The organism is Pedobacter humicola, assembly GCF_056490705.1.
On sequence record NZ_JBWJIG010000010.1, the window covers coordinates 206872 to 222709 of the forward strand.

At 40.0% G+C, this 15838-nt stretch carries 13 protein-coding genes; 10 read left to right on the top strand and 3 right to left on the bottom strand.

The features are described from left to right. The first annotated feature begins 38 nt into the window (after positions 1-38). The 5 genes from uvrA to AC04Q1_RS16750 all read left to right on the top strand — a co-directional run bounded on the left by uvrA (position 39) and on the right by AC04Q1_RS16750 (position 7814). Positions 39-2954: an excinuclease ABC subunit UvrA gene (uvrA, locus tag AC04Q1_RS16730; RefSeq protein ID WP_478365720.1), complete on the top strand. Its 2916-nt coding sequence runs from the start codon at positions 39-41 to the stop codon at positions 2952-2954. A 154-nt stretch (positions 2955-3108) separates the two neighbouring features. Further along, a complete protein-coding gene (locus AC04Q1_RS16735) occupies positions 3109-3876 on the top strand; it encodes a TatD family hydrolase (RefSeq protein ID WP_478365721.1) in 768 nt (255 codons plus the stop codon). Positions 3877-4067: 191 nt separating this feature from the next. Next, positions 4068-5087 carry an asparaginase gene (locus tag AC04Q1_RS16740; RefSeq protein WP_478365722.1) on the top strand — a complete coding sequence of 340 codons (1020 nt, stop codon included), beginning with the start codon at positions 4068-4070 and terminating at the stop codon, positions 5085-5087. A gap of 285 nt (positions 5088-5372) precedes the next feature. Beyond that, positions 5373-6788: an MBL fold metallo-hydrolase gene (locus AC04Q1_RS16745; protein ID WP_478365723.1), complete on the top strand. Its 1416-nt coding sequence runs from the start codon at positions 5373-5375 to the stop codon at positions 6786-6788. A gap of 57 nt (positions 6789-6845) precedes the next feature. Next, positions 6846-7814, top strand: a complete 969-nt coding sequence (locus AC04Q1_RS16750; protein WP_478365724.1) for a YpdA family putative bacillithiol disulfide reductase — start codon at positions 6846-6848, stop codon at positions 7812-7814. Positions 7815-7893: 79 nt separating this feature from the next. Here the strand turns inward: AC04Q1_RS16750 and AC04Q1_RS16755 are convergent, their stop codons facing one another. The 3 genes from AC04Q1_RS16755 to AC04Q1_RS16765 form a co-directional block, all read right to left on the bottom strand. Further along, on the bottom strand, positions 7894-8712 hold the full coding sequence (locus tag AC04Q1_RS16755; protein ID WP_478365725.1) for an alpha/beta hydrolase: 819 nt from the start codon (positions 8710-8712) through the stop codon (positions 7894-7896). A 4-nt stretch (positions 8713-8716) separates the two neighbouring features. Then, entirely contained in the window at positions 8717-9217 is a 501-nt protein-coding gene (locus tag AC04Q1_RS16760; protein ID WP_478365726.1) for a hypothetical protein, read from the bottom strand. Positions 9218-9347: 130 nt separating this feature from the next. Next, positions 9348-10340, bottom strand: coding sequence for an alpha/beta hydrolase (locus tag AC04Q1_RS16765; RefSeq protein WP_478365727.1), 993 nt, complete (start codon positions 10338-10340; stop codon positions 9348-9350). A 359-nt stretch (positions 10341-10699) separates the two neighbouring features. On the opposite strand from AC04Q1_RS16765, the gene AC04Q1_RS16770 reads away from it, so the two are divergent. The 5 genes from AC04Q1_RS16770 (at position 10700) to AC04Q1_RS16790 (ending at position 15837) form a co-directional block, all read left to right on the top strand. After that, positions 10700-11671, top strand: coding sequence for a polyprenyl synthetase family protein (locus tag AC04Q1_RS16770; RefSeq protein WP_316848538.1), 972 nt, complete (start codon positions 10700-10702; stop codon positions 11669-11671). Further along, positions 11671-12726 (top strand): TerC family protein, encoded by a 1056-nt coding sequence (locus AC04Q1_RS16775; RefSeq protein ID WP_478365728.1) that lies wholly within the window; start codon positions 11671-11673, stop codon positions 12724-12726. Before AC04Q1_RS16770 ends, AC04Q1_RS16775 begins: the two co-directional genes overlap by 1 nt. Positions 12727-13094: 368 nt before the next feature. Further along, a complete protein-coding gene (locus AC04Q1_RS16780) occupies positions 13095-14543 on the top strand; it encodes a M28 family peptidase (protein WP_478365729.1) in 1449 nt (482 codons plus the stop codon). A 456-nt stretch (positions 14544-14999) separates the two neighbouring features. Continuing rightward, positions 15000-15350, top strand: coding sequence for a hypothetical protein (locus tag AC04Q1_RS16785; protein ID WP_478365730.1), 351 nt, complete (start codon positions 15000-15002; stop codon positions 15348-15350). Next, positions 15340-15837: a M23 family metallopeptidase gene (locus tag AC04Q1_RS16790; RefSeq protein ID WP_478365731.1), complete on the top strand. Its 498-nt coding sequence runs from the start codon at positions 15340-15342 to the stop codon at positions 15835-15837. The genes AC04Q1_RS16785 and AC04Q1_RS16790 overlap by 11 nt, the downstream gene beginning before the upstream one ends. Position 15838 lies beyond the last annotated feature (1 nt).

The following is a 15838-nucleotide window of genomic DNA, read 5'->3' on the forward strand; positions in this document are numbered from 1 at the left end:
TTTTTAAGGCTTAATTTTGCCCCCAATTTAAATAAAATATGAGCAATAAATCTATCGACCTCGGCGAGCAAAAAGATGTAGAAGTATACGGTGCGAGGGTACATAATTTAAAGAATATAGATGTCAGTTTTCCGCGCAACCAGCTTGTTGTGATAACAGGTTTAAGTGGTAGCGGTAAATCTTCATTGGCTTTTGACACCATTTATGCCGAAGGACAACGCCGCTATATGGAAACATTTAGCGCTTACAGCCGTCAGTTTATGGGTGGAATGGAGCGTCCTGACGTGGATAAGGTTTCGGGTTTGAGTCCGGTTATTGCCATTGAACAAAAAACCACCAGCAAAAACCCACGCTCCACCGTAGGTACCATTACCGAGATTTACGATTTTATGCGTTTGCTTTATGCCCGTGTTGCCGATGCCTATTCGTACAATACCGGCGAGAAGATGGAGCGCATGAGCGAAGACCAGATCCTGCAGAATATCTTTAATAAATTTGATGGGGCAGCGGTGAATATCCTGGCACCGGTTGTTAAGGGTAGAAAGGGCCATTACCGCGAACTTTTTGAGCAGATCCGTAAACAGGGTTACGTAAAGGTGCGTGTAGATGGTGAAATAAAGGATATTTCTGCGAAAATGCAGGTAGACCGTTATAAAATCCACGATATTGAAGTGGTGATCGATCGCCTGATTATTGACGTAAAAGATAAAAAACGCCTGCTCGATTCGTTGCAGATTGCGATGAAAATGGGTAAGGGCGTAATCAAAATCAGCGATAAAGATAATAACGTAGCCCACTTTAGCAAGTTTTTAATGTGCCCAACCACGGGTATTTCTTACGATGAACCTCAGCCGAACAGCTTTTCATTCAACTCACCTTACGGTGCCTGCGAGCGTTGCGATGGTTTAGGTTATATTTTCGTAGTGGATAAAGAATCGGTAATCCCGAATCCAAAGCTGAGCATTTTAAATGGGGGATTGGCTCCATTGGGCGAGTACCGCGATATCTGGATGTTCCAGGTATTAAAAGCTTTAGCCAAAAAATATAGTTTCTCGCTTTCTACCCCGATCGAAAAGTTAAGCGATGAGGTGGTAAACATCATTTTAAACGGTACGCCTGATCTGATCAAAGTTGAGGTAGAGTACAATAAATGGAACGTTCAGAATTATAATATCACTTTTGATGGCATAATTAAAATGCTCGAAGAGCAGAACGAAAAGAGAAGTGAATCTGCATCTGATGATATGGACGAGTTCAGGAAACTGAAAACCTGCCCGGAATGTCATGGTGCCCGTTTAAAAAAGGAAAGCCTGCATTTTAAGGTTGATGGGAAGAATATCTTCGAACTTTCATCAATGGATATTAACAACCTTCATCAGTGGTTCGAAAAAGTTGATGAGCGTTTATCCGACCGTCAGAATATTATTGCCAAGGAAATTTTAAAGGAAATTAAAGCCAGGATCGGTTTTTTAACCGATGTGGGTTTAACCTATTTAACTTTAGATCGCACAGCCCGAACACTTTCAGGCGGTGAGGCCCAGCGTATCCGTTTGGCCACGCAGATCGGTTCGCAGTTGATGAACGTCATGTATATCCTCGATGAGCCCAGTATTGGTTTGCACCAGCGTGATAACGAACGTTTAATCAATGCACTTAAAAATCTCCGTGATTTAGGGAACACCGTTTTAGTGGTAGAGCACGATAAGGATATGATTTTGGAAGCGGATTGGGTAATTGATGTGGGGCCTGGAGCAGGTATCCATGGTGGAACTGTGGTTGCTGAAGGAACTGCTGCACACATTCTCAAATCAAACACTTTAACGGCTGATTACCTTAACGGTAAAAAGAAAATTGAAACGCCAAAAGTCCGCAGAAAGGGCAATGGACATAAATTATCGATCGTTAAAGCAACCGGACATAATCTAAAAGAGGTGTCGGTCGATTTTCCTTTGGGTAAATTTATTGCCGTAACAGGTGTTTCTGGAAGTGGTAAATCGAGTTTGATTACCGAAACTTTATACCCGATTTTAAACCACCATTTCTTCAGGGCTAAAAAAACACCATTGCCTTATGAGAAAATTAACGGATTGAAGGAAATCGATAAGGTAATTGAAATTGATCAGGCACCTATTGGCAGAACACCACGTTCAAATCCTTCTACCTATACGGGGGTTTTCTCCGACATCAGGAATCTATTTGTTCAGTTGCCCGAAGCAAAAATCCGTGGTTACAAACCTGGCCGTTTCTCTTTTAACGTAAAGGGGGGGCGTTGCGAAACCTGTCAGGGTGCTGGTTTAAAGGTGATCGAAATGAATTTCTTACCAGATGTGCAGGTGCCTTGTGAGGAGTGTGGTGGAAAAAGATACAATCGGGAAACTTTAGAAGTCCGTTTCCGCGGAAAATCCATCAGTGATGTGTTGGATATGAGTATCGAAGATGCCTGTAACTTCTTCGAAAATATTCCGATCATCTACAGGAAAATAAAAACCTTGAAAGATGTTGGTTTAGGTTATATCACTTTAGGGCAATCGTCGGTTACCTTATCTGGAGGCGAAGCACAGCGTGTTAAACTGGCTACTGAGCTTTCTAAAAAAGACACCGGTAAAACCTTCTATATTTTAGATGAGCCGACCACCGGATTGCACTTTGAAGATATCAATGTGCTTTTGGGTGTATTGCAAGAGCTGGTTGATAAAGGAAATACCATTTTGGTCATCGAGCACAACTTGGATGTGGTTAAGGTGGCCGATTGGGTGATCGATCTTGGTGAAGAAGGCGGTGCAGGCGGCGGAAGGATTTTATTCGAAGGCACACCAGAAGGTTTGATCCAGAACCCGATCAGCTTAACCGGAAAATTTTTGAAAAAGGAAATGGAATATGGTCAGGAGTTCGAAGTCGGAAGTCCGGAGTTGGAAGTTAAAGCGCCAAAGAAAAGCAAATCTGGAAAGAAATAGAATTCCTACACCAGTATCGAGTATCAAGATTTATCAAGTATCAAGATTTGAGTAGCTAGTATCAAGAACCCGCAAATCCATTTTGATACCCGATAATTATTACTTGATCCTCAATACCTATAACTCGATACTCAATACTATAACAAGACAAAATATGATCTTCACCGATACCCATACCCATTTATATTACGAGCAGGATGCCGAAAAACAGGCGCTATTAATGGAACGCTGTTTTGAAAGCGATGTGAACCGTTTGTTTTTGCCAAATGTGGATGTGAAATCAATTGCGATGATTGATGATCTGGTAGCGAAATATCCTGCGAATTGTTTTGCGATGGCAGGTTTGCACCCTTGCGATGTGAAGGAAGATTATCTTGGACAATTAGACGAGATATACAACAGCATCTCTGGACGTAAAATTTATGCCATTGGTGAGATCGGTATCGATCTATATTGGGACAAAACAACTTTGGCCATTCAGCAAGATGCCTTTCGTAAACAGATTGGCTGGGCAAAAGACTTGGGTTTACCGATCGTAATCCATTGCCGTGAGGCCTTTGATGAAGTTTTTGAATTATTGGAGAGCGAACGTGACGAAAAGTTACGTGGAATTTTTCATTGCTTTACCGGAAATGTAGTACAGGCAAAACAGGCCATCGACTTAAATTTCTATTTAGGCATTGGTGGCGTTGTGACCTATAAAAAAGCAGGGTTGGATCTTGTTTTGTCAGAAATTCCCTTAGCTAACCTGGTTTTAGAAACCGACTCTCCTTATCTGGCACCGGTTCCTTTCCGAGGTAAACCAAACGAAAGCAGTTACCTGGTGTATATTGCCCAAAAGCTGGCTGATATTTATGGTGTTTCTATTGAAGAGATTGCTGACCTAACCACAGAGAATTCGAAAAAGATTTTTGGGATTTAGCGTCACACCAATTGATATAGGGATTTTTTGCCCCTTTAAGTTATTATCGATTTTTTAAATTAATAATATTTAAATTATTGAATTGATAATTTATAGGCAAAATTGTCTTATTTTATTGATAATTTAATAATATACCCCAATCATTTGTAAATTTTTGCTTTCTTTGCGGTGAGCAACCTTCACTAAACCAAATGACCAAAATACTTATCATCTATACCGGTGGCACCATCGGTATGGTTAACGATCCTACAAATGGGATGTTAGTTCCCTTTGATTTCGAGCAGATAAAAGTAAATGTTCCTGAATTAAGCCGTTTAGATTACCATTTAGATGTGCATTCCTTCAATCCGGTATTGGATTCATCAAATATGGACCCTGAAATCTGGAAAACTCTAGCCGAACTCGTTTATCATAAATACGATCTGTACGATGGTTTTGTGATCCTTCACGGATCAGACACCATGGCTTTTACCGCATCGGCATTGAGCTTTATGCTCGAAAACCTAAACAAACCCGTTGTTTTAACCGGATCGCAGCTTCCTATCGGTGAAATCAGAACAGATGCAAAAGAGAATTTAATTACCGCTTTAGAGATCGCTGCAACAAAAGAAGATGGCAAAGCCTTATTCCCTGAAGTTTGCATTTATTTTGATGCGCAATTATTCAGGGGCAATCGCTCTATTAAATACAACAGCGAGAAGTTTGAGGCTTTCCGGTCGCCAAATTATCCTATACTCGCCGAAGCTGGAGTTCATCTTCAATTTTACAGGAATTATGTTTTAAAAGCTACCGGAGCGGAATTAAAATTGCATACCAATTTTAATTCGAACATTGGTGTGCTAAAATTATATCCTGGAATAACCCCACAGGCCGTTCAGGCCATCACCGATTCGAAAGTTGACGCCATTATCTTAGAAACTTTTGGTTCGGGCAATACCACAACGGCACAGTGGTTTTTGGATAGTTTACGTCAGGCCATTTTAAATGGAAAAATCATTATCGATATTTCACAGTGCAAAAAAGGTTCTGTACAGTTAGGCCGTTACGAAACCAGCAGAGAATTACTGAAAATGGGTGTTTTAAGCGGCTACGATCTAACTTTCGAAGCCACGGTAACCAAACTCATGTTTGTAATGGGTCTGGGTTTATCGGTTGAAGAAAGCCGTAAGCTCATGGAAGAACCGCTTAGAGGGGAATTAACTAAAGATTAATGATGGTTTTAAGCTTTAGTCGGGATTTGTAATCCCGTCTCTCGAACCAGGGATTTCAAATCCTTTAAACCATTGAGGTCGAGATTGTAAATCTCGACCAACAAAAATCTGCGCGGCCTATTTTAAAGTAAAACTTCTGCAATTATGACCAACATCATTTCGGTTATAAGTATTTAGCCCTATTTTTGCTGTAATAGATCCGTCATGCTGAACTTGTTTAGCATCTTTTAAGACCCTGAAATAAATCCGATAGCTATTGGATCAGTGTGACGTTGCGAAGAAAACATGAAAATAGAACAGATATATACAGGTTGCCTGGCCGAAGCCGCATATTACATCGAAAGTAATGGCGAAGCTGCAATTATTGATCCGCTAAGAGAAGTGGGGACTTATTTAAAGAAAGCTGAAAAAGCAGGGGCAACCATTAAATATATTTTCGAAACACATTTTCATGCCGATTTTGTATCCGGTCATGTTGATTTGGCTGAGAAATCCGGTGCCGAAATTATTTATGGTCCAACTGCCAAAACCGAATTCAAATCGCACATGGCCAAAGATGGCGAGCAGTTTAAAATCGGCAATGTAACCATTACTGCCTTGCATACGCCTGGCCATACCTTAGAATCGACCACTTATTTATTAACTGATGAAAACGGTAAAGATCATTGCATTTTTAGCGGTGATACCTTGTTTATTGGTGATGTCGGTCGCCCGGATTTAGCACAAAAAGGGCATTTAACGATGGAAGATCTGGCCGGAATGCTTTACGATTCGTTAAATGAGAAAATTAAACCTCTGGCTGATGATGTAATTGTTTATCCGGCCCATGGAGCGGGTTCGGCCTGTGGCAAAAGCATGAGTAAAGAAACTTTTGATACCTTAGGTCATCAGAAAGAAGTGAACTATGCTTTAAAGGCGGAAACAAAAGAACAGTTTATAAGCGAAGTAACGGATGGCATCATGCCCCCACCACAATATTTTGCTAAAAATGCAGCCATTAATAAAGGTGGCGTAGAAAGTATTGATGAGGTTTACGAAAAAGGATTAAATGCCTTAACCCCTCAGCAATTTGAAGATACGGGCAACCAAACGGGCGCAATTATGCTCGATACCCGCGATCCACAGGTTTTTGCCAAAGCTTTTATCCCAAATTCGATCAATATCGGCCTCAACGGACAGTTTGCACCCTGGGTTGGTGCTTTGATTACCGATTTACAGCAACCTATTTTATTGATTACCGACGAAGGGAAAGAAGAAGAAACCATTACCCGCTTAACCCGGGTAGGGTACGATAGTACCATTGGTTATTTGGATGGCGGTTTCGAAAGATGGACCGATGCCGGTAAGGAAATCGATACGATTGAATCGATCTCTGCAGAGGCATTTGAAACGGCCAGTATTAACGGAGAAATTACCGCGCTTGACGTGCGTAAACCAGGTGAATATGAGTCAGAACACCTGGAATTTACCCTTAGCCGCCCTTTAGATTTTATAAACGACTGGACTGGGGAGATCAATCCCAAAGCCACCTATTATATTCATTGCGCAGGTGGTTACCGCTCGATGATTGCAGCATCCATTTTGAAATCGCGTGGGGTAGAAAATGTAATAGATGTGGCTGGCGGTTATGGTGCCATTAAAAATACCGGTTTAAAAAGAACCGATTTTGCCTGCCCAAGTAAAGCAATGAAAGTATCATAACTCGTCATTGCGAGGAGGAATGACGAAGCAATCTTAAAGCGAACAATAAACATCTGGATGTCTGAAAATCAAAATCATTACGACGTATTCATTATAGGTGCCGGCCCGATAGGGATGGCCTGTGCAATTGAAGCCCAAAAAGCAAACTTAAGTTATGTGATTGTTGAAAAAGGTGCTTTGGTGAACAGTCTGTTCAACTATCCGGTATTTATGACCTTCTTTTCTACTTCTCAAAAACTGGAAATTGGAGGTGTACCCTTTGTAACCATCAGTCCAAAACCCAACCGTAACGAAGCGGTTGAATATTATCGCCGTGTGGCCGAAAAGTTTGATTTAAACATCCACCTTTTCGAAAGCGTAAAGCAGGTTGTTAAAAATGGGGATAATGTTTTCGAAATCAATACCTCTAAAACCAATTATACGGCCAAAAATGTAATTGTGGCTACAGGTTTTTACGATGTACCCTTATTGATGAATGTTCCGGGCGAAGATTTGCCAAAGGTGACCCACTATTATAAAGACCCCCATTTATATGCCTTTCAGAATGTGGTAGTGGTTGGTGCGAATAACTCAGGTGTAGATGCCGCTTTAGAAACGTATCGCAAAGGTGCAAACGTAACCATGGTGGTGCGTAGTGGCGAGCTAGGCCCCCATGTGAAATATTGGGTTCGCCCTGATATTCAGAACAGGATCAAAGAAGGAGAAGTTAAAGCACTTTTCAATTCCGAATTGGTTGAAATCAGAGATGGGGAAGTGGACATTAAAACACCAGATGGGATAAAGACCATTCCTAACGATTTTGTAATCGCCATGACCGGCTATCAGCCAGATTTTGGCATGTTGAGGAAATTCGGCATCGAACTGCCTGAAACGCTTTGTCCTGTTTACAACGAAGAAACCATGGAAACTAATGTAAAAGGTTTGTATCTGGCAGGCGTGGTTTGCGGTGGATTAGATACCCACAAGCTTTTTATCGAAAACTCGAGGGTACATGCTGAGATGATTGTAAAGAATATTTTGGGCTAAATTACTTACGAAGTTTAACTGCAGCCTGTGCATGGAAAACTTCGTAAGTCTCTAATTTAAAACTTTCGGATTTATTGAATTAATCCTTTTTAGAAAACACAATTTCCAGTCCTTTATACGCGCTGTTATGTAAGATAGTGAGGTGAGTTTCCAGCATCAACGGAACAAATGTTGTTTTTACCTTTTTGTTCATTTCAATCAGATCCGCCAGATTTTTCGCATCATCTTTCATTTGTTTGCCTTCCTCGCCAACAGAAATATAGATTTTAGTGCCGGGTTTAATGTTGGGGATGAATCTGGTTGCATCTGTTAAAAGCGACTCGTTGTTCCACCACAAACTTGGACTAATAATGATATAGTTCTCGAACAACTGAGGCTTTCTTAATAAAATTTCGGTAGCCAATAAGCCGCCTAACGACTGGCCAATGATCGTTTTTGAGGTGTTTGTTTTATATTCTTTCGCTATAAAGGGTTGTAGTTCTTTTTCTATAAAGGCAATAAATTTTTCTGATTTACCGGTAGTTGGAAAATCAATTAAATCTTGTTTAACGGTTGTTGGAAAGGTGAAATCACGTTTTCTGTCGACATTGGCAATACCTACAACTATCGCTTTTGGCATTTTTTCGATCATGGTTAAAAATTGAACCAAGCCCACCATATGAATAAAATCTTCGCTTGCTGAGCCATCAAGCAAATAAATTACGGGATAAGTGCTTTTAGCATCTGGCGAATAGCCTTCGGGAAGGTAAACATTTAATTTACGCGTTTCATTTAATTCTGTAGAATGAATCTGTTCCGTTTTGCCTAAAACAAAAGGCTTTGAATTGCTTTGTTTTTGCGCAAAAGATGTGGGATTTAAAAAAATCAGGTAGCCAGCTATTAAAAAGTAAAATTTCATAAAATTATTTCTTTGATTTCCCCCATTTATAGGTTACGGATAACATCATTATAACCACTATGATCTGAAGTATAAGTACAGCTTTAGATATGATCGTTAAAATAATGAAGTTTTGTTGGAATTGATCGATTTTGGGCTGTACAGATGATGGAGGGTAAACCGTCCAGCCGTTACTGTTGTGATATGGATTAAAGAAAGGCAAAAGCTGTACGGCCAGTGATGCAAGCAGGATTAAAATAAAACCTAAAAGGAAAATAAATGAGCGTTGAAATTTTCTGCAAAATGAGTATTTAAATTCCTTAAAATAGTAGACGAAAAAGCAGATAACGATAAAAAAAGATACCAATAAATGCTGTTTTTTAATCACGAAGTAGGTATCGTGAAGATTGATATCCATTGAATCATTAAAAACAGTTTTCCCAAATATGCAGAGACCGAAAATTATAGCAACTGCAATACAGCCTAAGAGCCATAAAATTTCTTGTAAGAATAGTTTGTTTTTCATGAAAGTGAGATTTAGATTAATATTGGTCGTCATGTTGAATGTATTTCAGCATCTATCTTTCAACATATACCCTGAAATAAATCCGATAGTTATCGGATCAGGGTGATGATCACAAAGCAGGAATATTAAATTATTGAACAGGCACTTTCAGCGTACTCCCAACAAAACCTTCAATAGCCGCATTTACAGTCGGTAAGTCCTTTGAGGTAATGTAAGATCCCATTACGTGGTTGCCTGCATTGGGTATAGCTTTTTTTCTTTTTAAATCATTCGGTGTGCCCAGTTCATCAAACATTTTCAGCATGGCATCTACACGCACTACAGGATCTTGCTCCAATTCATTTTTGTAATAATAGAGTAGTAATACGGGCTGTTTCACCTTTTTGAAGGTAGATTTTACCATACTGCTCTCGATAAATTCTTCCAGCTCGACCAGCGATTCGAGCCGGTAATTGGTGTACCAGTATTTTTTGTATTCGTCTGTACGGTCGTCTACCTTGCGTTCATCGCCCCCAACCACTTTTCTGGCGATCTGTAATCCCCATGGGTTATTCAAAAGCCAGGCATTTTTATCGTTAATGGCTACATTTGGTGATAGTAAAATTAAACTGTTAATTTCCGGATAGGTTGCTGCCAGTTTTAAAGCTACAGTTCCACCAGTAGAGGTACCCACTAAAATCACCTTTTTGCCCAATTTTTTACCTATAGCGTAAGCCTGTTTGCTGGTCTCCCATAGACGATCGGCGGTAAAATATTGCATGGGTGCCAAAGTATCGATACCATGATCGGCCAAACGTGCCAGATATAAATTGGCATTTAATTCTTTGGCTAAATTTAAATATACGGGATTGCCTTCTGTTTTTGATGCGGAAAAGCCGTGCAGATAAACGATGGCATATTCGGTTTGCTGATGTACAGTATCAGCCCAGATAATTTCTGCTTCATTGCCCGGCTTTATCTTGTGCATCGATTCGATACTGGCCACATAACGGTCTAAATCTTCCAGATCGGGAACTTCGGTCAACTCTTCATTGAAAACCGGTTTTTTGGGCTTTGGACCCAATAAATAGCTTGCAACAATTAATGCCGAAAGACCGATAATTACTTTGTAGCGTTTTTTCATGGATGACTGATTGTTTTTTGACGTTAATGAAGCAATCATCAGCTGTTTGAGCCTTATGATGCCTCCTTTGGGCCCAGCTAATATTGGTTTAAATGTAAAATTTGAAATTAAATAAAGCTAATATTTTTGAGGAATTAATTATTCGTTTTGGGGCATTTGCCTGCATCAACCCCTCTTGTTAATCTGATAGCGTCAAATAGCGCACAGTACGAAGCATAAGGGTGAGGAAATGCGCAATAGCAGAATGAAAGACATTAAAGATTGCTGGCCCTTGCTTTTCAAATCCTGAATAATAAGAATTACAGATTACCTTTTTATGGGAAATTAGCTTAAGTTTGCAATCAAAATTTTTCGACTTAATGCCGGGAATCGAACAGATAAAAACACCTATAGCTGCTGATATTAAAGCGTTTGAAAAAACCTTTAAGGAATCTATGCATAGCGACGCACCGTTGCTGGATAGGATTACCCATTACATAGTAAAGCAAAAAGGCAAACAAATGCGGCCAATGTTCGTATTTTTTGCAGCTAAACTGTGCGGTGGAATTACAGAATCGACCCATCGCGGGGCTGCTTTGGTAGAGCTTTTACATACAGCTACCCTGGTACATGATGATGTGGTAGATAATGCTTACGAGCGCCGTGGCTTTTTCTCTATCAATGCTTTATGGAAAAATAAGATAGCCGTATTGGTTGGCGATTATCTCTTGGCGAAGGGATTGTTGCTTTCGGTAAACAATAACGAACACCGTTTGTTACAGATTGTATCGGAAGCGGTGAAACAGATGAGTGAGGGCGAGTTGTTGCAGGTAGAAAAAGTGCGGCGGATGGATATTTCGGAAGATTTATATTTTGATGTAATCCGCCAGAAAACGGCTTCATTAATTGCTTCCTGTTGTGCTGCGGGAGCCGCTTCGGCAGGTGCTGATGATGAAACGATAGAAAAAATGCGCTTGTTTGGCGAAAAAGTGGGAATTGCCTTTCAGATTAAAGATGATACCTTCGATTTTGGAACCGATGACGTAGGTAAACCTTTAGGTATTGATATTAAAGAGAAGAAAGTAACCCTACCTTTAATTTATGCACTAAATAAGGCCGAAAAACCTGAACGTAAAAGGATCATTAATCTGGTAAAAAACCACCAGGACGATCCGGTTAAGATTCAGCAGATTATTGATTTTGTAAATGCACAGGAGGGTGTGTATTATGCCAACCAGAAAATGTTGGAATATCAGAAAGAAGCGTTTGATATCCTGCACAGTTTTGAAGCAGGCGAAGCGCGAACCGGTTTAGAACAACTTGTACTGTATACCACTGAACGAAAAAAATAATGAGTAACGAATTACTTTTTAGCCTGGGTTTTCTTCTTTTTATTGTGCTGATCCTTGCTTTAGACTTAGGTCTTTTTAGCAGGAAAGAGCATATCGTGAGTTTGAAACAGGCTGGAGTAATGAGTTTGATTATGGTTGCCCTGGCCATCGGTTTTTACTTTCTCTTGTTAACCGAAGGTCATCAGCTCCATGGCATAAAGGATTTTGCGCATCTGCAGGAAATTGTAAGCAAACATCAGCATCATATAAAACTAATCCCCGACGATTTTGAGGGGAGTTTGGCAGTATATAAACAAAACCTCGGTTTAGAGTTTCTAACCGGTTATGTAATCGAATATGCCCTTTCGGTTGATAATATCTTTGTGATTGTACTTGTTTTCTCAGCCTTCGCCGTTGAAGAGAAATATTATCACCGCGTATTGTTCTGGGGTATTCTGGGAGCTATTGTGATGCGTTTCATCTTCATTTTTGTGGGTGCGGCACTCATTACAAAATTTGCCTGGATACTCTATATCTTCGGGGCTTTCCTAGTTTTTACTGGTGTGAAGATGTTTTTCAGCAAAGAAGAAGACGATAAGATCGATCCGGAAAACCATCCGGTGGTAAAATGGGCTTCAAAAATATTTTCTATTCATCCAAAGTACGAGGGTAAAAACTTTTTTGTTAAAATCAACCATAAAACATTGGTTACCCCACTATTCCTGGTGTTACTCATTGTAGAATTTACCGATTTGTTATTTGCTGTTGATTCTATCCCGGCCATTTTTGCGGTAACAAAAGATCCTTATATCGTATTCTTCTCTAATATATTTGCCATCATGGGCCTACGTTCCATGTTCTTCCTTCTGGTGAATATCATCCATAAATTCCATTACCTGAAAACAGGATTGGCATTCTTACTGGCTTTTATCGGCGTAAAAATGTTGGGGCACACCTATCTCGAAAAATGGGGTTTTACCACTGAACATTCGTTGATTGTAATTCTAAGTATTTTGGTAATCAGTATCGTGGCGTCACTGGTTTTTCCGAAGAAAAAAGCGCGGGTAAAACCTTAGCTAAAGTTTTGTCATTCTGAGAGTAGCGAAGGATCTTTTTTATTGTGATAAGCGAGAAGATTCGTCATTGCGAGAAGGCTTTTTCAGCCGACGAAGCAATCTTTATAGCAAGGATTACTCGCATGAAAGATTGCTTCGTCGTTCCTCAGCAATGACGATTTTTCTATAAGAATCAATCAATGGTAGCGCAGCGAAGAATCTCAGGCTGCTATACGAAGGTGTTTAGGCTGCAGATGCTTTGTTCCTCAGCATGACAGCATGTTAGGGTTGGTTCGATAAAAAATTGTTCTTCCCAAAGCAAAATATACGTTACAGCTAGCAATCTCAGGCTAAAATTTGTATTTTCAGCAACTAAACCACAATTCTTAATGAAATACCTTTTCACAGCAGCGCTTTTATGTACCGCTTTAATAACCAATGCCCAGGATAAGTTCGGTGATGTTTTTGCCAAAATCAATGCAGATGTGCAACAAAACTCAAAAGCTTATCAAACACTTAAATATGAAACCGAAACCATCGGCCACCGTTTAACTGGCTCATCAAATGGAGCAAAGGCAGAGCAGTACGCTTTCGATTTATTGAAATCTTACGGTTGCGAGGTGAAATTTCAACCTTTTGAGGTGGAAAGCTGGGCAAGGAAAAGCATTAGTGTAGAAATTGGTGCAGATAAAAACAGCCTGGTCAAAATGAAGGCCGTTACACTTGCCCATTCGCCGGTGAGTGCAGATGTTACAGGTGAAATTGTAGATGCAGGGAATGGACTGGAAGCAGATTATCAGGCTAGTCCGGAGAAGTTTAAGGGTAAAATTGCCTTGATTTATCTGGGTGTATTGCCAGGTTCTCCGGCAGGAACCAAATCCTTGCACCGATCGGAGAAAACTGCCATTGCCACAAAATATGGCGCCATAGGTGTGATCATTATCAATACGGTAAAAGATGGTGTGCTTTTAACGGGAACCGCTTCGGTAACGGGTAAATTGATTCCTATCCCTGCAGTTTGTATTGGTTTAGAAGATGGTACCGCGTTGAAAGCGAAGATTAAATCACAGGCGCAGATTGCACATATCGCCATGACCAATTTTTCTGGATTGATCAAAGCCCGTAATGTGGTAGCTACCTTTAAAGGAACTGAACTGCCTCAGGATAAAATTGTAGTGGGCGGGCATTTGGATAGCTGGGATTTAGCAACCGGCGCAATCGATAATGGCATTGGTTCTTTCGCCATCATGGATATGGCGCGTACCTTTAAAAAACTGAATTTAAAAAGCAAACGTACAGTAGAATTTGTACTATTTATGGGAGAGGAACAAGGTTTGTTAGGTTCTAAAGCTTATATCGATCAGGCCAAGAAAGACAAAACTTTAAACCAGGTCAAGTTTATGTTGAACTACGACATGACCAACGATCCGAAGGGCTTTTCTACCTCACGCTCAGAAATGAAAGATCTGTTTACCGCCTGGGGCGCAGATATTGTAAAAATTGATACAGGTTTTAAAAACTTGTTTAATGCGGGTGCGGGCTTACATAGCGATCACCAGCCGTTTATGTTAGAAGGTATTCCTACAGGCGGTGGTTTTGGCGGTAAACTGCCAAATAATTCTGGTCCATTTTATCACTCAGATGGCGACAGCTTTAAATTGGTCGACGAGCAGGAATTGAAAAATACGGTGCGATATAGCGCCATGTTAACTTACGCTATGGCCAATACACCAAAAATTCCGGTAGGTGTTCAGGGTGAGGAAGAGTTAAGGGCTTTCTTAGAATCTCAGAACCTGAAGGAACCTTTAACCATTGCTGGTGAGTGGAGATGGAAATAGCCGTTAGGTTGATTACGCCCATGTTATAGATAGCCTTGCTTTTTTCCTTACGGCTTGATTACACAGATTTGGGGGATACACTGATTTTAATATCATAAATAATCCTATAAATTAATTCATCATTTCGACACAAACGGAGAACCCGACCGCTCTGCAAAGCAAAATCTTTGAATAAACATTTTTAGATTCCCGGCTGGGCTGCTCACCTTTTAAAATGACAAAATTAAAAGCCTCATGTGGATTATTCTTTCCATTGGGCTTAGGCGCTACATTGAAACCGCACTTAAATGTTACACACCCATATTTAAACTCGTATAAGCCGCATAATGGAGGTTAATTTGATGTTAGCGGCTTATTATTTTTATTCTTAAAAGTGTTAAGCCTGAACTTTGTTTTTGAGTATGTGCTTGTTAATCATATATTTGTTTTAGTCCCAAACAAAAAATCTGAGTAAAAATGAACAGAAAACGGAATAAAACGACCGTAATTTTTGTAAATAAAAATCAAAGTTCAAACAAGCCCATCCAAGTTCCAACAGCTTATATCGTACATTGGAAAAAGTATATTTTAGGCATTTTAGGATTGTTCTTCATCCTTGTAGCGAGTATATTTTATTTGATCCGTAGTAATTCGAGTGTGGAATTAGCCAAGCATAAACTTGAAGTGGCGCTTTTAAAAAGTAAAGATAAACTATCCATTATCGATACCTCTTCACTCAAAAAACACTATCAATCGATCGATAAAAAACTGCTTACCATCAATAAATACCTGAAAGCCAGGGGGGCTAAAACCAATTTTGACAGGTAATGAGGGCGGTGAGCAAAGTGATGATATTTTATCAGCTGAAGAGATCGGCGAGTTTTACGACAACTATCTGAGTAAAATTACGTATAACGTGGCCTATACGCCAATGGGTTATCCACGTTTAGGTACCATTACATCCGGATATGGCCACCGCGAAAACCCTTTTAGCGGCGAAAATGTAGAAACACATAAAGGGCTCGATATCAGGGCCAACTACGGGGATCTTGTTAAATCTACCGCAAATGGTAAAGTGATTTTTGCGGGGAGACGCGGTGGTTATGGCAATTGCATCGTAATTAAACATGGTAATGGCTTTGAAACCTACTATGGCCATCTGTCTAAAATTTTGGTAAAGGTAGATGAAGATATTATTGCGGGCAATAACATTGGTAAAGTGGGCTCAACCGGAAGATCAACCGGCCCACATTTACATTATGAAGTACATAAAAATGGTAAAGTTATCAATCCAAGATCCTTTTTAACCTTATAAG

What these genes read in the sequence shown, in the direction of transcription:
- AC04Q1_RS16745 (WP_478365723.1), top strand. Translation starts at nt 5,373, where the DNA reads ATGAAAATAGAACAGATATATACAGGTTGCCTGGCCGAAGCCGCATAT.
- AC04Q1_RS16780 (WP_478365729.1), top strand. Translation starts at nt 13,095, where the DNA reads ATGAAATACCTTTTCACAGCAGCGCTTTTATGTACCGCTTTAATAACC.
- AC04Q1_RS16765 (WP_478365727.1), bottom strand. Translation starts at nt 10,340, where the DNA reads ATGAAAAAACGCTACAAAGTAATTATCGGTCTTTCGGCATTAATTGTT.
- AC04Q1_RS16735 (WP_478365721.1), top strand. Translation starts at nt 3,109, where the DNA reads ATGATCTTCACCGATACCCATACCCATTTATATTACGAGCAGGATGCC.
- AC04Q1_RS16740 (WP_478365722.1), top strand. Translation starts at nt 4,068, where the DNA reads ATGACCAAAATACTTATCATCTATACCGGTGGCACCATCGGTATGGTT.
- AC04Q1_RS16770 (WP_316848538.1), top strand. Translation starts at nt 10,700, where the DNA reads ATGCCGGGAATCGAACAGATAAAAACACCTATAGCTGCTGATATTAAA.
- AC04Q1_RS16785 (WP_478365730.1), top strand. Translation starts at nt 15,000, where the DNA reads ATGAACAGAAAACGGAATAAAACGACCGTAATTTTTGTAAATAAAAAT.
- AC04Q1_RS16755 (WP_478365725.1), bottom strand. Translation starts at nt 8,712, where the DNA reads ATGAAATTTTACTTTTTAATAGCTGGCTACCTGATTTTTTTAAATCCC.
- AC04Q1_RS16750 (WP_478365724.1), top strand. Translation starts at nt 6,846, where the DNA reads ATGTCTGAAAATCAAAATCATTACGACGTATTCATTATAGGTGCCGGC.
- AC04Q1_RS16760 (WP_478365726.1), bottom strand. Translation starts at nt 9,217, where the DNA reads ATGAAAAACAAACTATTCTTACAAGAAATTTTATGGCTCTTAGGCTGT.
- uvrA (WP_478365720.1), top strand. Translation starts at nt 39, where the DNA reads ATGAGCAATAAATCTATCGACCTCGGCGAGCAAAAAGATGTAGAAGTA.
- AC04Q1_RS16775 (WP_478365728.1), top strand. Translation starts at nt 11,671, where the DNA reads ATGAGTAACGAATTACTTTTTAGCCTGGGTTTTCTTCTTTTTATTGTG.